General features: G+C 50.0%; 22 protein-coding genes and 1 tRNA gene. 7 read left to right on the forward strand and 16 right to left on the reverse strand.

Going from position 1 to position 18862, the window contains the following annotated elements:
- Positions 1-27: 27 nt before the first annotated feature.
- A complete protein-coding gene (trxA, locus tag C7120_RS01315; protein WP_107620046.1) occupies positions 28-342 on the forward strand; it encodes a thioredoxin in 315 nt (104 codons plus the stop codon).
- A gap of 98 nt (positions 343-440) precedes the next feature.
- On the opposite strand, the gene tsaE is transcribed toward trxA, so the two are convergent.
- From tsaE to C7120_RS01345, 6 genes are read right to left on the reverse strand one after another with little or no spacing between them, the layout of a single operon-like run.
- Positions 441-851: a tRNA (adenosine(37)-N6)-threonylcarbamoyltransferase complex ATPase subunit type 1 TsaE gene (tsaE, locus tag C7120_RS01320; protein ID WP_107620047.1), complete on the reverse strand. Its 411-nt coding sequence runs from the start codon at positions 849-851 to the stop codon at positions 441-443.
- A 6-nt stretch (positions 852-857) separates the two neighbouring features.
- Positions 858-2411 (reverse strand): bifunctional response regulator/alkaline phosphatase family protein, encoded by a 1554-nt coding sequence (locus C7120_RS01325; protein ID WP_107620048.1) that lies wholly within the window; start codon positions 2409-2411, stop codon positions 858-860.
- 3 nt (positions 2412-2414) lie between these two features.
- Positions 2415-5816 (reverse strand): tetratricopeptide repeat protein, encoded by a 3402-nt coding sequence (locus tag C7120_RS01330; RefSeq protein ID WP_107620049.1) that lies wholly within the window; start codon positions 5814-5816, stop codon positions 2415-2417.
- Positions 5817-6206, reverse strand: coding sequence for a hypothetical protein (locus tag C7120_RS01335; RefSeq protein ID WP_107620050.1), 390 nt, complete (start codon positions 6204-6206; stop codon positions 5817-5819).
- Positions 6207-6212: 6 nt separating this feature from the next.
- Positions 6213-7463, reverse strand: coding sequence for a 3-phosphoshikimate 1-carboxyvinyltransferase (locus C7120_RS01340; RefSeq protein ID WP_107620051.1), 1251 nt, complete (start codon positions 7461-7463; stop codon positions 6213-6215).
- A gap of 6 nt (positions 7464-7469) precedes the next feature.
- The gene (locus C7120_RS01345; protein WP_107620052.1) at positions 7470-8678 is read right to left on the reverse strand and encodes a zinc-dependent metalloproteinase lipoprotein; all 1209 of its coding nucleotides are present in this window, start codon (positions 8676-8678) and stop codon (positions 7470-7472) included.
- 155 nt (positions 8679-8833) lie between these two features.
- On the opposite strand from C7120_RS01345, the gene C7120_RS01350 reads away from it, so the two are divergent.
- A tRNA-Pro gene (locus tag C7120_RS01350) sits at positions 8834-8908 on the forward strand.
- A 260-nt stretch (positions 8909-9168) separates the two neighbouring features.
- Here the strand turns inward: C7120_RS01350 and C7120_RS13845 are convergent.
- The 3 genes from C7120_RS13845 to C7120_RS01360 form a co-directional block, all read right to left on the reverse strand.
- On the reverse strand, positions 9169-9330 hold the full coding sequence (locus C7120_RS13845; RefSeq protein WP_158267333.1) for a hypothetical protein: 162 nt from the start codon (positions 9328-9330) through the stop codon (positions 9169-9171).
- Between the two features lie 231 nt (positions 9331-9561).
- Entirely contained in the window at positions 9562-9819 is a 258-nt protein-coding gene (locus C7120_RS01355; protein ID WP_107620053.1) for a hypothetical protein, read from the reverse strand.
- 222 nt (positions 9820-10041) lie between these two features.
- Positions 10042-10611 (reverse strand): flavin reductase family protein, encoded by a 570-nt coding sequence (locus tag C7120_RS01360; protein ID WP_107620054.1) that lies wholly within the window; start codon positions 10609-10611, stop codon positions 10042-10044.
- 159 nt (positions 10612-10770) lie between these two features.
- On the opposite strand from C7120_RS01360, the gene C7120_RS01365 reads away from it, so the two are divergent.
- Positions 10771-11037 carry a hypothetical protein gene (locus tag C7120_RS01365; RefSeq protein WP_107620055.1) on the forward strand — a complete coding sequence of 89 codons (267 nt, stop codon included), beginning with the start codon at positions 10771-10773 and terminating at the stop codon, positions 11035-11037.
- 115 nt (positions 11038-11152) lie between these two features.
- On the opposite strand, the gene C7120_RS01370 is transcribed toward C7120_RS01365, so the two are convergent.
- The 7 genes from C7120_RS01370 to nusB all read right to left on the reverse strand — a co-directional run bounded on the left by C7120_RS01370 (position 11153) and on the right by nusB (position 16075).
- Positions 11153-12085, reverse strand: a complete 933-nt coding sequence (locus C7120_RS01370; RefSeq protein WP_107620056.1) for a calcium/sodium antiporter — start codon at positions 12083-12085, stop codon at positions 11153-11155.
- 112 nt (positions 12086-12197) lie between these two features.
- Complete coding sequence (locus C7120_RS01375; protein WP_107621337.1) at positions 12198-12602, reverse strand: Hsp20/alpha crystallin family protein; 405 nt, start codon at positions 12600-12602, stop codon at positions 12198-12200.
- 161 nt (positions 12603-12763) lie between these two features.
- On the reverse strand, positions 12764-13204 hold the full coding sequence (locus C7120_RS13850; RefSeq protein WP_158267334.1) for a DUF5606 domain-containing protein: 441 nt from the start codon (positions 13202-13204) through the stop codon (positions 12764-12766).
- A 2-nt stretch (positions 13205-13206) separates the two neighbouring features.
- Positions 13207-13782 carry a dephospho-CoA kinase gene (gene coaE / locus C7120_RS13855; protein WP_158267335.1) on the reverse strand — a complete coding sequence of 192 codons (576 nt, stop codon included), beginning with the start codon at positions 13780-13782 and terminating at the stop codon, positions 13207-13209.
- Positions 13783-13788: 6 nt separating this feature from the next.
- Positions 13789-14769 carry a CdaR family protein gene (locus C7120_RS01385; RefSeq protein ID WP_107620057.1) on the reverse strand — a complete coding sequence of 327 codons (981 nt, stop codon included), beginning with the start codon at positions 14767-14769 and terminating at the stop codon, positions 13789-13791.
- Entirely contained in the window at positions 14770-15087 is a 318-nt protein-coding gene (yajC, locus tag C7120_RS01390; RefSeq protein ID WP_107620058.1) for a preprotein translocase subunit YajC, read from the reverse strand.
- 37 nt (positions 15088-15124) lie between these two features.
- Positions 15125-16075: a transcription antitermination factor NusB gene (gene nusB, locus C7120_RS01395; RefSeq protein ID WP_107620059.1), complete on the reverse strand. Its 951-nt coding sequence runs from the start codon at positions 16073-16075 to the stop codon at positions 15125-15127.
- Between the two features lie 202 nt (positions 16076-16277).
- Here nusB and C7120_RS01400 point away from each other — a divergent pair, with 202 nt between their 5' ends.
- Genes C7120_RS01400 through C7120_RS01415 form a run of 4 tightly spaced genes read left to right on the forward strand, consistent with a single transcriptional unit; the run spans position 16278 to position 18527 of the window.
- Positions 16278-16892 carry a 50S ribosomal protein L25/general stress protein Ctc gene (locus C7120_RS01400; protein WP_107620060.1) on the forward strand — a complete coding sequence of 205 codons (615 nt, stop codon included), beginning with the start codon at positions 16278-16280 and terminating at the stop codon, positions 16890-16892.
- Positions 16893-16901: 9 nt separating this feature from the next.
- Positions 16902-17474: an aminoacyl-tRNA hydrolase gene (pth, locus tag C7120_RS01405; RefSeq protein ID WP_107620061.1), complete on the forward strand. Its 573-nt coding sequence runs from the start codon at positions 16902-16904 to the stop codon at positions 17472-17474.
- Entirely contained in the window at positions 17471-17947 is a 477-nt protein-coding gene (locus C7120_RS01410; protein ID WP_369916825.1) for an RNA-binding S4 domain-containing protein, read from the forward strand. The genes pth and C7120_RS01410 overlap by 4 nt, the downstream gene beginning before the upstream one ends.
- The gene (locus C7120_RS01415) at positions 17934-18527 is read left to right on the forward strand and encodes a phosphoribosylglycinamide formyltransferase (RefSeq protein ID WP_107620062.1); all 594 of its coding nucleotides are present in this window, start codon (positions 17934-17936) and stop codon (positions 18525-18527) included. The genes C7120_RS01410 and C7120_RS01415 overlap by 14 nt, the downstream gene beginning before the upstream one ends.
- Positions 18528-18862: the final 335 nt, after the last annotated feature.

Raw genomic sequence — 18862 nt, forward strand, 5'->3', positions numbered from 1 at the left:
AAGAAAACAAACATAACGATAATAAAGATGGAAGTTAAAATCACAACCGAGAATTTCGAGAGTTACAAGAATGGCGAATTGCCATTGGTAGTTGACCTATGGGCTACATGGTGCGGTCCTTGCCGCATGGTAGGCCCCATCATCTCAGAGCTCGCCAACGACTACGACGGCAAGATCGTTGTGGGGAAATGCGATGTAGAAGAGAACGAAGACATCGCTATGGACTTCGGTGTGCGCAACATCCCCACCATCCTGTTCTTCAAAAATGGCCAGCTGGTAGACAAGTTTGTGGGCGCAGCTCAGAAGGAGGTTCTCGAAGAAAAGTTCAAGGCCCTGCTCTAAGAAGCAGAAAATCATCATATAAAAGATGGCTTTTTACTCAATAGAAGCCATCTTTTATCTTACTCTTAACGACTGACAGGCCTTTTCCTATCGGCCGTTCAGAATTCCAAAAGCCGAGATCCGTCTTCCTGCTCGGTAATTGTAACCTTAGTAACATCTTCCGGCAAGAGTTCCTCTATGAGCTCAGGCCACTCCAGAAAGCAGAGATATCCGCTGTCGAAATAATCCTCATAGCCCATGTCATACACCTCCTCGAGTTTCTTAATACGATAGAAGTCGAAGTGATAAAGCGGATTGTCCTTGCCGTCAGTATATTCGTTGACGATGGCGAAGGTAGGCGAAGTAATGACATCCTCCACTCCCAACTCCTCGCATACGGCTTTGATAAAAGTGGTTTTGCCGGCTCCCATCTTTCCGTAGAAGGCGAAGACCGTAGCCACTCCCTTCTTCTTGACAAACTCATGTGCGGCCTCGTGGATCCTGTCCAATGATTCTATTCTTATCTGCATGTTTCCTTATCGTTTTCTGGGTTTTAATGTGATGAGCGGAATAAGCATCTCCTCCATGGAGATTCCGCCGTGCTGAAAGGTGTCTTTGTAATAAGACACATAGTAATTATAATTGTTCGGGTAGACAAAAAAGGCGTCGCCCATAGCGAAAGCATAGGTCGTGCTGACATTAGGAGACGGCAGCTGCGCCTTGCGGGGCTCCCTAATGGTAAACACCTCTTTCGGATTGTATTTGAGGTTTTTTCCCAACTTGTAACGCAGGTTGGTGTTTGTATTTCGGTCGCCGATAATCTTAATAGGTTCTGAGACCCGTATACTACCGTGATCGGTGGTAATGACAATCTTATAGTCAGTCTGACAGAGAGCCTTCAGAAGGTCTGACATGACAGAATGTCGAAACCAGCTGACAGTAATGTTGCGATAAGCCGACTCGTTGTTGGCCAGCTCACGAATCATCTTCGACTCCGTGCGAGCATGCGAGAGCATGTCAATGAAGTTCACGACCACCACATTCAGGTCGTTGCCTTTCAGGTTATCGAGCCTGTCGAGAAACTGGGCGGCATTGCCCGAATCGTTAATCTTGCTATAAGAAAACGAGTTGTGCCGGCGATAGCGGTCTATCTGTGTCTGAATGAGCGGTCCCTCATTGAGATTCTTACCCTCTTCCTCATCCTCATCCACCCACAATTCTGGAAACATCTCGGCAATCTTGTTGGGCATCAGACCACTGAAAATGGCGTTACGGGCATACTGAGTGGCAGTCGGCAGGATGCTGATGTACATGTCTTCCTCAATATCGAACATATCGCCAATCTCCTGCGAAAGCATACGCCACTGATCGTAACGGAAATTATCGATGACGATGAGGAACACCTTCTCTCCTTCGTTCAGCATCGGAAAAATCTTGCTTTTGAAAATATCGGGGCTCATTACCGGACGGTCGCTTACTCCCGGAGCTACCCAGTCAAGATAATGCCTTTTTATATACTTGGCAAATCCTAAGTTGGCTTCCTCTTTCTGCATACTAAGCATCTCTGTCATGCTGCTGTCGGTAGAGCTGAGTTCCAGCTCCCAGTGTATCAGCCGTCTGTAGACTTCCTTCCAGTCGTCGAGTGTCTTGCTGCTGGAAATCTGCATTGCGATGTCCTGATAATTCTGCTGATAGCCGCTCTGCGTAATCTCCGTAACAATTTCCCTCTGATGAATATTCTTCTTCAAGGTCAGCAGTATCTGGTTGGGGTTGACAGGCTTAATAAGGTAGTCGGCTATCTTGGAACCTATCGCCAGGTTCATGATGTTCTCTTCCTCACTCTTCGTTACCATCACCACAGGCGTGGCAGGGCTTATCTCCTTAATACGCCGCAGTGTCTCCAAACCTGTCAGACCAGGCATCATCTCATCGAGCATGATGAGATCGAAGGTGCGTTGCCTGACTTGATCGATGGCATCAGAGCCGTTACTCACCGTAACGACCTCATATCCCTTCTTCTCCAGAAATAAGATGTGTGCCTTGAGAAGTTCTATCTCATCATCCACCCACAATAATAATCCGTTGCTCATATCTTAAAATCCTTCTAAATCGTAATATTCATCCTCTAAGTCAAATGTTTTGGACTTTGCCTTTTTTCCTGTTTTCTTGACAGGTTGCTTCTTATTTTTGTTTATCGTTGTGTCTCCAGGTTCAAGCCCGAATCCGTTATTGAAATAAATTCCCGTGCTGGTGCGTTTCTTAGGTGCAATGGCAGGCTTCTTTGCGGTAGCCGGCTTAGTGGGTAAAACCGGTTTGGCAGCAGGCTTGACCGTTGTCGGACGAACTTTCGATTCCGACTGGACAGGTGCTCGATCGGGAACTACCGTGGTTACCTTCAGGCTTTCCACAGGTTTTCTCAGAGGTTCGTCGGGGATGACAACAGTACTCCCCGCAGGCTTGACATTCTTCTCCGGCTTGGAATGTATCACCGCGGTACCCGCAGACTCCACGCGCTGTTTCTCGTCGGGAGGAATGACAGTAGTGCCCGATTGCTCGTTCCGTTTCTCCTCTATCTCTGGAATCACTGTCGTTCCGGTATTCTCCGGCCTAACATCAAGGTCATTGTCAATAAACACACCACGGTCGAGACTGCGATCAATTTCCTCAACCGTCGACTCCACAGGCTTTTCTACCGTAACTTCCTCGGGTTCAGCAAGCAACCGGAAAGTGCTCACCTTCAATGGGGCAAAGTGTTTAGCATAGAACACATCGTAGTCGTCATAGCTGAAAGGATTGCCTATCATCTCAAGATTCGGCTCACTGATGATAATCGTCCGCCCATTTTCCAGACGCCGCACAATACCCTGCTGGCGATGGAACTGACGGGCATACTGAAGGGCCTCATCGTAATTGCGGAAGCCTGTTATTTGCATGCGGTGAAGGCCATCGTCCTCCTCAATCGTGATTTCGAAGTTGCGGACCAGAAAGTTAGTGAAATTGAATCGGGCCAACTCGAATAGCAATTGATTCTCGTTCACGGAATCGGGCTTATAGACTATCATGAAAGCAAAGTTTGCATTGCGCTCATTACTGAAAGTGCGGGCAGCTATTGAGTCGCTGTCGTTAAGCACGATGCTTCTCCGACTCCATACATCACCGATGTCAAACCGGCCGCCACGCAATCTTCTACCGGCATTCACCCCATTCACAATCATTCCGGCCATCTCGCTCAAAGCACTTTCCGGATATTTTGCCAGCACGACTTTCATATCCCTCAGGCAACCTTCAGCATCACCTCCATTTAGTTTAGCCAAGCCTCCGATAAAGAGGAACTTATCGCGGTTGGCCCCCATCGGGAAGCGGGTCTCTGATAAGCGCACATTAGCATGTACCTCGTTCAGGCGGTCAAATTTAAAAGACGCATAGGTAGCGGCATAGAGCGAGTCTTCCAGATGCACGCCCAGACGGGCATTTTCCTTAAAATACGGATCGCTGAGGATGGCTGTCCACTCGCTCTTCGGATACTCTACCTTCAATTTCCGTACATAAACCTCCGCCCTATCGGGAAGTCCCATCCGATTGTATAATAGAAAAAGATGATAATATACATCTGCCATCTGCTCATAGTCGGGATACTGGTCGGCCACGCGGCGCAGGTTACGCTCACTCAAACGGAGGTTGTCCATCTTGTCCTTGAAGATAACTCCGGAGTGGTGAAGCCCCTCCTCCAGAATCTTGTTGCTGGTCTCTGTCTGCTCGGGAGTGAACGGTATCTGTGCCAGATAGTACTCCCGCCGATGCGGATCGTTCCGTGCACTGTCAACGATGCTTTGCATAGAATCCCGTTGAGATAGTTCATGGGCGATGGAGTCGTGCTGAACAGTAGCATTTCCGTCAACTCCGCCTCCTATCCCAGCAACGACCGTCTTGTTCGACCGCTGCCAGTTATCCGCATTCTCACGATTGCCCCATAATTTCAGGAAAGTTTCCTTGCCTTGTGCCACGATCATGGGATTATAGAAATACCACATGGTTCCCTGCTGGCCAGTGCCTGGCTGTTGCCGTACCTGATAATTCTCTATAGTCGTTCCACCCGCATTGCGCTGTTGTGTCTGTGCTGCCTCACCCTCTGCCAAAATACGGGCATCTTCTTTTTCTTTCTTTTTCAAAGCGTTGATGACACGGTCGATGGCCGTATTTCGTTCTTTCTCACTCATCTTGGCCAGTGCCTGCAAAGAGTCCTGAAGTTCTACGGCAGAGGTATACGGCACCAGTTCGTCGAGCACTTGGCTGCGCTCAGAAAGCTGACGATAGTCTTCGCGGTCCTTGTCAAGCAGTCCGATGGCCTCTCCATAGCACCGCTGGGCATCAGCGAATTTCTCTTTCGCATAATAAAGGTCGCCCAGACGAAGGAGCAGCACCCCCTTCTCTATGCCACTGCGCGTAGCCTTCCTGTTGCCTTCTTCGTAGGCATAGATGGCTTGCATGGTATCCCGATCGGCCAGATAAATATTCCCGATGGCATAATACACTTGTTCAAGATACTCCTTGTTGTTGTCAGATGCCGCCATCCGGCGCAACTTTCCGATCATAGTTTTAGACTGTCCCTTTGCCATTACCTCGGTCTGGGCAATTCGGGCGTTGAACTCGAGCTCGTAAGGAGGATTCATACGAATGACATGGGCAAAGGCATTATGAGCAGAATCGCCCTGTCCAAGGTGGGCATAGATCTGCCCCATGAGAAACCACTCACGAGCTTTCTGCTTGCGACGCATCTCGTGCTGGATCACCTTGCGCAGATAAGGGATAGCCTTAGTATATTCGCCTGTGTGGAGATAATAATCCGCATAGGTATAGTCCCACTCCTTCACGGCACGCCAGTCCATGGAATCACGGCTCATATTGCGGATAACATCCTCAGCATCATAGAGCCATCCGTTCTCGATATACGACTTCGCCAACCAAGCCCGCGCCTTGCCGAGGATGGCAGGCTGTGTAGCATAGAGCCGGCTCATATAGGAAAAGGTAGAGGCGGCTTCGTCAAATGCCCCTTTATGGAACTGGGCCCGCCCCATAAGCATCCATGCTTTCCACAGGAACGGGTTATACTCGCGGCGAGAGAGCCACTCACGGTCTTTCTCCGTTTTGCGGCGTTGCTTGTCCCACACCGGCCTACGCTTGATGCTATGTTGGTGGATGGCTTTCTCAGACTTCTCTATGGCGCGGTCGAAGTTGGCCTTTCCAAGTCCACGACTGTTCTTGTTGCCTACAGTATAGAGCGGAATCAGCTCCGTGAAATTATCCCTGTTGCCGACCTCCTTTTCAAGCGAGCCGTCGATGTAAGCCTGCGAACCATTATAATAGGTATTATACCGCGCGTTGAATGAATGCCACCATCTCGACCCGGAAGTATTCCTCTGGGTTGAGCAGGCCGTGATGAGTGTCAGTGAGACAGCCGTCAGCAGCACAAGCAGGTATCGTCGGTTGCGTTTCACTTATTTTCCTTCTATCATCATAATAACCTCGTCCTTTATTTGGTCGGGCAAGTTGATGCCCCGGAGGATGAGACTGCGATTCCACCCCTTCACTTCCTCCTGACGCATGGTATAGAGAATCTCCAGGAAATCCTCAGCCTCCGTATCGGTATAACCATTCGATGGACGGCCACGATAGGCATCAAGTTCTTCATCAGCGTAATATTCAATTTCCTTTGTAGAAGCCTCCATCACACATTCTTGCTCACATTGCGGGTCGATGCCCAAACAAGTGCCACACGACGAATCGACCCGTACAACCTCGTCTGTCTCGCCTTTCTTCCTGAATACCAAACTGAAGATTGCGACAACAATACCCAACGCAATGAGAATCATCAGTAAATAGAGCATAGCTGGCTATTCCTCCTCGGTGATGGTAAAGCCAGCATGACGCAGATCGTTCCAGAAGTGGGGATACGACTTGCTCACAACCTGTGGCTCATTGATTCTAAGACCTGGAAAAACCACGGACAGCGGAGCGAAAGCCATGGCCATGCGATGGTCTTCATAAGTGTCAATAGGCTCCATACTTGCCTCGCAGCGCTCTCCGTTCCAAAAGAGTTCGGTATCGTCCCGACTCTCCAAGACATAACCCAGCTTCTTCAGTTCAGCCTTCAAAGCTTCAATGCGATCAGTCTCCTTGATGCGCAGACTTCCCAGTCCCTTAAAATGAAAAGGTATGTTCATTCCACAGCAGCCCGCCACGAGGGTCTGTGCAAGGTCAGGCGAATAGATGAAATCGTAGTCCAGCCGAGGAATGGTGCGCAGGTGCCGACTGAGCTCAACTGTGGTGGGAACGGCTTGCCCATGATTTTTGAACGAGGTCTTCACACCCAACAGGGAAAAAATGTAGCGCGCCACGGAATCGCCTTGGCGTGAACCGTCCATCAAGCCTGTAAGGTTGATTTTACTCTCATAATCATTACAGAGTGCCAACAACTCATACCAATACGATGATCCGCTCCAATCATTCTCTATCAGATACTCCTGCCGGGAATAAGACTTGGGTTTCACGGTAATTGTATCGACATCCGACCATTCTGCATCAGCCCCAAATTCACGCATGACCCAAAGCGTGAGGTCGATATAAGGACGCGAAATAATCTCGTCGGTCAAGCGCAGCTCAAGCCCTTTCTGCATGACGGGACCTGTCATCATCAAAGCCGACACATACTGCGAGCTCACATTTCCCGGCATATCGATATGGCCACCCTCGAGATGATGGCCCGTAATTCGAAGCGGAGGATAACCTTCCTCGCCCAGATAGGTAATCTCGGCACCCAGATAACGCAGCGCATCAACGAGCACTCCGATGGGTCGATGCTTCATGCGCTCGCTACCAGTGATGACATGTGTGCCCTCGGTAATGCCCAGATAGGCTGTCAGGAAACGCATGGCCGTTCCGGCAGCCTTGATGTCGATGACCTCGGGCAAGTCGTTCAATGCGTGGAGCATCACGCTTGTGTCATCGCAATCAGAGAGGTTGTTAGGGTTGAGCGTGCCTCCCGCGAGGGCATTGATGATGAGAGCACGGTTGCTGATGCTCTTCGACGCCGGCAAGTCTATGGTCACATCGAAATGCGGAGGGGCCAGAATGGAATATCTCATAGCTTTTTATTTCACAATTTTAATGGGCAAGTCCACGATACCCTCCGCACGGGCTTGCAGAGCACGAGTGGACTGTGCTCGCCCTTTCTTCGGCCCAGGAATGAGCGGGCTGTGGTAGAGCACATAACGCATACGGGCTTTTTGATCGGCAGAGAACTTAAATCCCAAGGTGAAGAAGTAGTCCATGAAGTTGGCCGACTGGAACGGCTTGCCATCACATCCGGTACGCGCCATCAACACGCTCACTTTCAAGGATTCGCCGGAAGACTGCGATGCCATATATTGCTGCACGCCATCTGTATACTCCTTGCGAGTATAGCTGGGTGTATCATCACAATAGTCGGTATCCCTACAGTCATCTGCAATCTCATATCCGCCGTCCACCTCCCGTTCTGCAAAGGTATGATGCAGACCCAGATAGTGCCCCAGCTCATGGGCCAGCGTAACATTCACATCCTTGGCAATAAGCTCGGTGCTCTGCGCCAGACGGAACATCTGATGGTTGCTGTTGGTATATCGGTCCGACTGATAATAGTTGCCGCCGGCATCTTTCCAAGCATACTTGCTATTGATGGAAACGCAATAGGCAAATCCGAGATTACCCTTGGTGATACCTGCCTTGCCGGCATCGATCTTGGTAAGTCCCTCCAGCTCTTCACCCTCTATCGTATAGGGCATATGGGTGATACCGAGCGTCTCCGACTGGGCACCATCTTCGCTCGCGAAGTGATACATCATGACATTGACATATTCATTGGGCTCCCAGATATAACGCACATAGTCCTTGTGGTTGCCCATGAAATCGTAGGGATCGATGGGGTAGCCGCCCCCCCATTTCACATATTCCACACCAGGCACAGGAAGTTTGCGACCTTTCTCGTCATACTCGGCAAGGACGAACCTCACACGGACATCTTCACTCTCCGAATCCCACTGCGAGGCATACACTTTTCCCGCATAAAGGTCGTTCACATTGGCAAGAATCTGTTTCAGCCGTTCCTGCGGGATATACTGACTCTCGTCAGACGCATCCTGATAGAGCACATGAAAGATAACAGGCAACTTGTAGGTGTACGACTCATCGATCACAGCGGTAGTTTCGTCCTCGTCTTCATCCACCGCTACCTTCTGAGAACCAGAGGGGGCATCGCCGTCGGAGCACGATGCAAATAAGAATGCCACTACCGTCAGGCACATATAAAGTTTCTTTTTCATATTCTACGATTCTATCTTTATTACAAAAGTAATAAAAAATAACGGAGAAATCAGGCTTTTCGTGTAGAATTCTCCAAAATTATTATTTTTTGCAAAAAAAGCCCGCCCAAACTTGCACATCTCACAATTATGTAGTATCTTTGCAGTTACTAAATCGGGATGTAGTTCAGTAGGTTTAGAATGCTGGTCTGGGGGACCAGTGGTCGCTGGTTCGAGTCCAGTCATCCCGACCCCAACAAAGCAAAGGGAGGTTGGTTATCAACCTCCCTTTGCTTTGTTTTGGATAAAAAGGTTGGCGAAAAACTAACGAAAAATTCTACAGTTAAACCAATCAGGCATTTCACTCAAAAAAAGGAATATGGCAATCTATGAGATTGTCGCATGGATGGAAAACCCACTCGAAAATGACCCTGTTGACCGATGTAAAGTGTATCACCACCTTACACCGCAAATATAGTAATCGACAGTTATAGGGAAAAGAACAGAGCCCTTAGTGCTTCATGATGTACCGGTAGACGGGATAGCCGAGTATCGGGGTCAGCAATATCATGCAGACGAGATAGAGCAATTTGAAGACCCAGGGCTCACCATGAGTAACAAAAGGCATCAAGATGAGTGCTATTAAAAAGGAAATTGCTTCCAAAAGTGCCATAATCTTAATATTTATTTCAATGCAAATATAACACTTATAGTTGAAAGTTGCAAGTCATTCCCGGAGTATTTCGTTTTCTATGATCCGGAACAATTCAAGTAAAGAGCAGCACGCCTCACGGCAGGCGGCCCTCTGAAAATTTGGAATTGCCTTAAAAAGTTATGTTTCATTGTCTTCCTTTGTATAGTGTTTCAAAAGTTAAGTTCTCCAAAGTCGACCGCTGAAGAACTTTCAGGACAGAGGGCATTGAGGGTTCTCAGATCGTCTTTTGAGGACGCGTAGCGTGCGCAGGGTTTGAAAGACGCTTTCCCTGGGTCCTCCTGTCTGGTCGGCGAAGCATCCTGTGTCATCGGAGAGGATGATGGTTTCGAGTTGCTCAAGCATGTCGAGGTGCATTAGGAACTTGCTGTCGGCAAGAAAGGCCTCGGGGTTTTCGGTGCTGACAAGGTAGCTTTCAAGTTCCTGCAAGCAATGGGCAAAGCGGGACATATAAGCAGTTTGGAGAATTACACGCGGCCTGTAACAACATTACAAACCGTGTGTAACACCCTTACAAACGACTTGTAAACTCATTACAAACAGCGTGTAACACTCCAACCGGCCGCCCGGCGAAACGGGGATGGCCGTCCGGCGGAGATGCTTCCGTCGTCTACGCCGGACAAGTAAGGGGACTCCCGCTGACCAGGAGAGGAGCTTTGCCGCGGCGGAAAGCTAACCTTTCATGAACTCGCGGCCCGACTTCCAGGCATCGCCTACCTTCTCTCCCACGGCATAGTAACCATTGCGCATCGCATCGAAAAGGAAGGTGTTGAGCTTGCTGACATCTATCTTGCCCCGCTCGTCAAGCACGCTCTCGCTGGCCTTGACATCTACGATCTCACCCAGCATCAGCAGCCCATAGCTCATCTGGTGCTCTTCGGCCAGACGACACTCGAGGGTAACAGGAAACTCTGTTACGACGGGAGCATCCACCAGCTCGCTCTTCACGGCATGCAGGCCGCAACGCTCAAACTTGTCGGGCACCTTATTGGCAGATACCATGCCGAGATAGTCCGACTCCTTCAGCACACTCATGGAAGGAATGGCCAATGTGAAGGCCTTACGACGACGGATATTAGCCACGGTCTTGTGATTGGCGGCCAGATTGAGCGCCACCATGTTGTTGTCGCAGATACCGCCCCACGCCATCATCATCTCGTCTACACTTCCGTCCTCATTGTAAGTTCCGATCATGTAACACGGCATCGGAAACAAATAGGGATGTACGCCTAAACTTTTCATTGATTCTCCTCCTACTTAAGTTTACGGCAAATCTACGAAAATTCCGGAAGAAATCCAAGGAAAAAATGCTTTTTAAGATAAAACTCATCAACTTCGTGAGAAAAGCATTCAAGGTATGAAGAAACAATTTCTCTTCATCACGCTCACGACTTCCGCATAATGCCGCGCGCAGTCCCGCTGGTCAACCGACAAGAAGACTCACCCGTAAACTTCGTGATCTGGCTCTGTGAAGGCGGCCGTATGGAATGTGCCATAGAATCAAAAGTCTACAAAGTCTACGGCAAAAACACCACTCTCGAGGGCCACGCAGAGGAAGGCATACATGGATTCCACGACTTCTCCAACGGCTGGCACTGCTACATGACATCGCTGGGAACCAGCAGCTACCCCGGGTATCAGAAAGTGCGGGCCAAGAACACCACATGAACATGCCGAGCATGGAAAGCATCAGGACAAGATACCGAAGGCAATCGGCAAAACTTATCATCAAAAAAGAGCCCTCCTGAAAGATTCAGGGCGGGCCCTCCGTTTTATTTGTCTTCTAAAGCGCATTCATCACGAGCCAGCTCAAATAGGCTAGATAGATGAGCAGGAGCACCCCTCCCTCCCAGCGGGTAATGGTATACTTCGTGAAGGAGAATAACCAGAGCAATCCGCTCGAGAGAACTAACATCGTCATGTCGAGATAGGTGATGCCGCTAATGGCAAGCGGACTCACAAGCCCCGTGATACCAAGGATGAAGCAGATGTTCACCACATTGCTGCCCAACACATTGCCGATGGCTATCCCGCTATTACCCCTCCGGGCCGCCACCACACTCGTGGCAAGTTCGGGCAGGGAGGTCCCGCCCGCCACGATGGTAAGTCCGATGACGGCATCCGACACGCCTAAATAACGGGCAACGGCCGTGATGCCCTCCACGAAGACATTGCTTCCTCCTACAAGGCATACCAGGCCTACCACCACCCACATCACTCCTTTCCATACGGGCATGTTACTCAACTGGGCCGCATCCTCTTCCACCAGCTTGGATCCGCGGACGGCAAGAACCATGGAAACGGCAAAAATCCCGAGCAGCACCAAGGCATCCAGACGCGAGATATCACGCCCTAAATAGCACAGCGCGATGAGTGCCGCAGAAGCCAGGAACGCAAAGGGCAGATCGCGGTCGACCGTAGACTTCAGAATCGTCATCGGAGCCACCAAAGCCGCAACTCCTACGATAAGCAGGGTGTTAAAGACATTGCTACCCACGACATTCCCGACTGCCAGATCAGCCGTCCCCCTCAGGGCTGAAACCAGACTGACACAGAACTCGGGAGCCGAGGTGCCAAAGGCAACAATGGTAAGTCCGATGACCAATTGAGAAACACGCATCTTCTCGGCAAGCCCCACGGCCCCCTCGGTAAGGCGGTCGGCGCCCCAAAGCACGAGAACAACCCCTATTAAAATGAACGCGACATTGAGTATCATAAACAAATGATTTGGGCGCAAAGATACAAAAAATCCCCGAATGCTCACGCACTCGGGGAGAAATAACAATCACTTAACTAAAAATCTATGAATCTATTTATGGAAAACACTTTTATCCTATCTCTATCTGGCGAGCCACCTGTGCCTCAGACTTCACGAGCTTAGGCAACTTCACGATGAGCACACCGTCGGCTACCGATGCCGCAATTCTGGCCTTGTCGACATCATCCGGCAGGATCAAGGTCTGCTCGTACTTGCCGAATGCGAACTCTCGACGCAGATAATGTGCATGAGGCTCCTCTTTCTCACGATGATTCTCCATCTTGATGCGAAGATCACCATCGGCATTGATGGTAACATCGAAATCTTTCTTGGTCAGCCCCGGGGCCGCGAGTTCTACGACATAGTTATCTTTCGACTCCGCTACATTGATTGCGGGTGCCGTCGCGTTTACGCGTGGCATATTGTTGTTGAAAAAGCTGTTGAACACTTCTGGCAACCATTCATTTCCGTACATAATCTTATCTCCTATGTTTAAATTAATACTCAATGTTGACATCAGGAGAAATGCAAGATTCATACCAGACAAAGAAAAAGACAGGATGTCAGCCCAAACCGACACTCTGTCATACGACCAAGCCTTTTTCCCCTTTAGATAAAGGAATGTAAATCAGAAGCCTACTCTTCTTTCCGGTCGTCTATATGGTCGCCCGCATCAGGAGCCAATGTTGCCTCGAAGTCGGTAATGCCATTCTTCACGAGGAGATTATACCACTGCAGCAGCTTCTTGATGTCGCTGTCGTGAACGCGGTCTTCATCATAATTGGGCAGGATCTCTGCGAAATAAGCCCGGAGCTCCTTAGTCGAGCACTTCTTGTAGTTAAGCGAGGAAGCCTTGCCCTGCTCCTTTTCACCCAGGTTTTTCAGCACCTGCCAGAGCGGAATATCGTCAGCATCGGTATACATCGCTATATCGGCCAGACTGGTTACACGGTCGGAGGCAAAGGCCGGCATACGCTTACGGGTGTCGTCCAATGCCTCAACAATGAGGTTAACTTTTCCACGGGAAACCAATTTGTAAAGTCCCGGCTTACCTGCAATAGAAAGAATTGTTTCCATTTTTATTGATAGATTTTATGAATGATTTGTTCGATTTGAATTTCCAAGTCTTGTCGGCCGTCGTTCACAATGTTGAAGTCGCTGCGCCTTATCACCTCTTCCTGTGGCATCTGACGGCGAATCCACTCCAACGACTCGCGGCGAGAAAGACCGTCGCGCCGCATAATCCGGCCGACACGCTCCTCGATCGGAGCCGAAACACAGACCACATAGTCGAAATTAACACGCTTGTAAAAGCCGCTCTCGAAGAAAATGGCACTCTCGAGCCAGTCGCAGTCTGATCTGATGAAATCGCGAGCCACGGCAGGATGCACCACATCATTCACGGACTGCTTGTTGGCCTCACTGGCCAAAATAAACTTGGCCAGAACCCTCTTCTGGAGTTCCGGGCCCTGAAAGACCTCGTTGCCAACCAGTTTCCGAAGCTCTTGGCACAATGCCTCATCTGAGTGCATGAGCCGCTTGGCTGCCGCATCGCAGTCGTAAACTTTGATTCCGCGCTTACGCAACAACTGGCAAACATACGATTTGCCACTTCCGATACCTCCTGTAATGGCTACACAGACCTGCTTCTTCATCCCCGGCTACTGTTGCTCGATGAGATAGTCCACCCTGCTCATCTCCAGACGCGGCTTGGAAGCACTGTGCGGATAAGTGCGCAGATAGAGGCTGCACTTATCGGAAGGAGATGCCGCCAACTCTTTATAGTCGGCCACAACGGTGAACTGCTCCGGCTTGATAGAGCGAAACATTGATGTGCACACCGTGAAGCGCACTTTCACCTTTGAGGGAAATGTGCGCAGGACCTTACCTGCCGGCATATTAACCGCCGTAATCGGCACCTCCAGACTCTCGTCGGTAAGCACATCGGGCACCAGCGTGAGGGTGATGGAAGAAGGCACGAACTTCACGCCTTTGATTTTCTTCAGATGTACCTCCTGTCTCACTGTATCGCTGAAGTTCAGAAGGCTTAGTCTGTCGGTACTCACATACTGGATGCTATCCAGAATGTTCTTATTGGCATAAACGGTAATCTTTTGAGGCGAGATGAGCTGCTGAACAAGCGAATAGTTCTTTGCCGGAGCCACAACGCCCGTCAGGCGCACCGGCACCTTCTTGGAGCGGCCGTAGTTGAAATAGAATTCAAGCCTGTCGGGTCTTATCTGTGAGATGCGTGTTGAGTTTGATAGTTGCTGATAGATGAGCTTCTGTACATCGGCGGCAGGCACTACTCCACGCCCCGAGGACTGATTGGCATAACTCTGGAAGTTCACGGTAACAGGCTGTAACCTGTGGGTTGTGAAATATGAGCTCAACACGAAGCCTTTGTCGCGCACGGTGATAACCACCGTGTCAGCCATCTCCGTAGTCATCACGGCATTCTGCGGCACATTCACAAGGCGCACCTTCACGGGAAGCTCCTTCTCGAAAGTCTCGTTAAGCGTCATCAATAACCAGAATACTCCGCTCAGCACGAGGAAGAACAGAAAAATCAGAAACTCCTTATTCAGCGCGCTGAAGAGGAAACTACTGACAGATTTCCATATCGGCAACAGCCTTCTCATTTATGTGCGGGGCTGCTGATTGGCATCAGCGTACACGGAGCTGCGGTTCACGGTGATGACCACGCCACGCGCAATCTCGACCTCCACCTTGTTAGCGGCGATGTCGATGCGCTTCACCGTACCGTAGATACCACCGCCCGTAACAACGGAAGCGCCTTCGGCAAGTGAGTTCTGAAACTCACGGATTTTCTTCTGCTGCTTCTGCTGGGGACGAATCATGAAAAACCACATAATCGCGAAGATGGCGACCATCATAATGAGAAGGCCCATGCCGCCTCCACCCTGTGCTGCCTGGGCAGCCAAAATCAATGTTGTCATATCTGTTTATCTTTTAAAAATTTATTATCAGGCTCTATTAGTGGCGATTGTTACGAGGAGGCAGCATCGGTTTCATCATCTTGCCGGTATCCACCAGATAGCGGGCTATGGAGTCAAGCATACCGTTGATATAGCCGCCGCTCTTTACCGTGCTGTAGAGCTTGGCTAAGTCCACATACTCGTTGATAGTAACGCTGATTGGGATATTCGGGAAAGTCATCATCTCAGCAATGGCAATCTGCATGATTACGACATCCATGTAGGCCAGACGGGAAAAGTCCCAGTTGCGGGAAGTCTCACTCATATAGCGCTGGTAAGCATCGGCATTCATAATGGTTGCACGGAAGAGCTTACGGGCAAAGTCGCGATCCTCCTCGTCCTTATATTCCGGAAGAAGCTCCTGGTTAGCCTTATTGGCGGGGTCGAATCTGCGGATGGTCTTCATCACGAAGGTATCTATGATATCCTTGTCATCATTCCAGTAGAGGCTCTTCTCCTCGAGCAGAGCGTCAAGCTCCCCGTTTTCCTGAATGAGTTGCTTGTAGAGCTTGCGCCACACCTCGCGGTCGGCATCGTAGGAGTCGTCCTCACTGGCCATATACTCACTATAGGTCTCACTCTGCTCTATCTGGTTGCACAGACTGCGCACGAATTCCGCGTCGTTGACCCAGGAAAGTTTCTTGTCGTCCACAAATTGATTAAGTGCCTTATTCTCCTCAAGCTGCACCGCAAACTTATTGAAAGCGAACTTCTGCGACGGAGCCTCTGTGCCCTCACGCTCCGCACGGGCAGTGAGAATCTCCAGTCGGCGGCGTTCCTCACGGCTCACTTCGACAATCAGCAGCAGGAGATAATTATAGAGATCGTAGGCCTTTGAAAGACTGAACAGTAGCTCTTTCTCGGCATTATCCATGTTCTTATTGCCATTCTGATAGTATGCATAGGTTAACTGAACTACCTTTATCCTAATCAATTCTCTGTTTATCATTCTCTAATAATAATGTGTAGGGTTATAATATGTGCTGCAAATTTAAGGAAAAATCGCCTGATATGCAAGAAAAAGGAAGGGAATTACATGTTTTTTTAGGGAAACTTTGCATATTCCAAATAAAAAGCTTACCTTTGCATCGCTTTTCGCAACTCAGTGTGATGGCGAATTAACAATCCATTTTAATTTAGAGTAACACATTATGAAAGAGATTAATGTAGCAGGTCAGAAGCGTACAGACCTTGGAAAGAAAGCTTCAAAGATGCTCCGCAAGGAGGGAATGGTTCCATGTAACCTCTATGGCCATGCAACTGAAAACGGCAAGCCGGTGGCACTGGCCTTTGCCTGCAAGATGAGTGAGCTCCGCAAGCTGGTCTACACTCCTCACATCTATGTTATTAATTTGCAGATTGGCGGTCAGGACCACACCGCTATTCTGAAAGAGCTACAATTCCACCCGGTAACCGATGCGCTGCTCCATGTCGACTTCCTCGAAGTCAACGATCAGAAGCCTATCACCATCGGAATCCCCGTTAAGCTCAATGGCTTGGCACAAGGTGTACGCGACGGCGGACGCATGAACCTCTCTATCCGCAAGATCAATGTTACGGCTCCCTACCAGAACATTCCTGAGCACCTCGACATCGATGTTACAGCTCTCCAGCTCGGCAAAAGCATCAAGGTGGGCGAACTAAATTTTGAAGGTCTTGAGATTGCTACCCCGAAAGATGTCGTAGTATGCTCCATCAAGATGACGCGTGCTGCCGTAAGCGCCGCTGCCGCTGCCGAGGAGACAGAGAATGAGCCCGAGGCCTAACGAAACAGAATGGACAAATATTTAATATGTGGGCTGGGAAACCCCGGGGATGAATACCGGGGTACCCGCCATAACACAGGATTCATGGTATTGGACGCTTTTGCTAAGGCGTCCAATATTGTTTTTGAGGACAGGCGCTACGGCTTTGTGGCCCAAACCTCCCTCAAAGGGCGCAAAGTGTTTCTGCTGAAGCCCACTACCTTCATGAATCTCAGCGGAAATGCCGTGCGCTACTGGCTCGGCAAGGAGAATATCGACCAGAAGCGACTGCTTGTCGTATCAGACGATGTAGCCCTGCCGCTCGGAGCCTTCCGACTGAAAGGCAGCGGCAGCGACGGAGGCCACAACGGACTGGGCCACATCCAGCAGCTCATCGGACAAGACTATGCCCGACTGCGCATGGGCGTTGGCAACGACTTTCCCCGAGGCGCCCAGGTAAACTGGGTGCTCGGACGCTACAGCGACGAAGAACTGAAAACTCTGCAGCCCAGCATCGATAAGGCGGTGGACATCATCAAAACCTTCGTGCTCACCGGCATCGACTTCACCATGAACCAATATAACAAACTCGGCAAGAAATGACGAAAGAGGCAGAGACACCTACCCTGAAAATACAGCGAGAGGCACGCATAGACAAATGGCTGTGGGCCGCACGCATCTACAAGACTCGCTCTGTGGCTGTAGACGGCATCAAGAATGGCCGTGTTACCATCGACGGGGCCAATGTGAAAGCGTCGCGTGTTATCAAGATCGGCGACATCATCAGCGTCAAGAAGCCGCCCATTACCTATTCGCTCAAGGTCCTCAACTGTATCGAACAGCGCGTGGGGGCTAAGCTCATCCCGCAGGTCTACGAGAATGTTACCGATCCCAAGCAGTATGAACTGCTCGAGATGAGCCGCATCAGCGGATTCGTAGATCGTGCCCGGGGCATGGGTCGCCCTACGAAGAAAGACCGGCGTGCCATGGATGCCTTCGTGGAACCAGCGCTCTATGGCTTCGACGAGACTGACGACTGGGAACAAGAAGAGGAGGATAAACATGCAGACCTGTAGCTTGGCCATCTTCGTTTCCGGCAACGGAAGTAACTGCGAGAACATCATCCGCTACTTTCAAAGACGCGACGACATTAAGGTAAGACTGGTGGTAAGCAGCAGTCCAGAGGCCTACGCGCTGACAAGAGCAAGCCGATACGGCGTGGAAACCCTCGTCGCTGACAGGCAAACGCTGAACGACCCCGAATTCCCCCTGCAGCTGCGGTCGACCTACGGAATAAACTTTATCGTCCTCGCAGGATTCCTCCGGCGCATACCCGCCGGCATGGTAGAAGTCTTCAGACACCGCATGGTGAATCTCCATCCCGCATTGCTGCCCAAATACGGAGGCAAGGGAATGTATGGCCATCATGTGCACGAGGCCGTGAAAACCAATCGCGAGACGGAGACTGGCATGACCGTACACTGGGTAAGCAACGAGGTAGACGGCGGCGAAATTATCGCCCAGCACCGCACGCCTCTCTCACCCGACGATACTGCCGATGATATCGCCCGCAAGGAACATGAACTGGAAATAGAGTTTTTCCCAAAAGACATAGAAGAGATTATCCGGGGAACAGAGGAATTCGCAACTTCCTGATAATCAAACAAATAAAAGAACGCCACGAGTGGCATTCCTTTTAACGGCCTTTTACTTTCCTTCTAACGGCTAAAAGCTCTCCTTCTAACGGCTAAAAGGCAGCCTTTTAGCCGCCTTTTACTTTTCAGGTAGCCGACACTTGTTTTCCCGGCAGTCAGAAGCGGTCGCGCATATAGTCCTGTCCGGTATTGTTGGTTTAGGCACATCCGCATGTAAAAAGTTTAATACGCCCCTATATTTAATTCTTTAAACCACTATACCCACATATCTATATGATAACGGCAAAAACCTGCACATCGCAGTAGCACTGTGCGCAATTATGGAAGACGAAGTCA

It is taken from the genome of Prevotella sp. oral taxon 376, from assembly GCF_003043945.1.
GTDB lineage: Bacteria > Bacteroidota > Bacteroidia > Bacteroidales > Bacteroidaceae > Prevotella.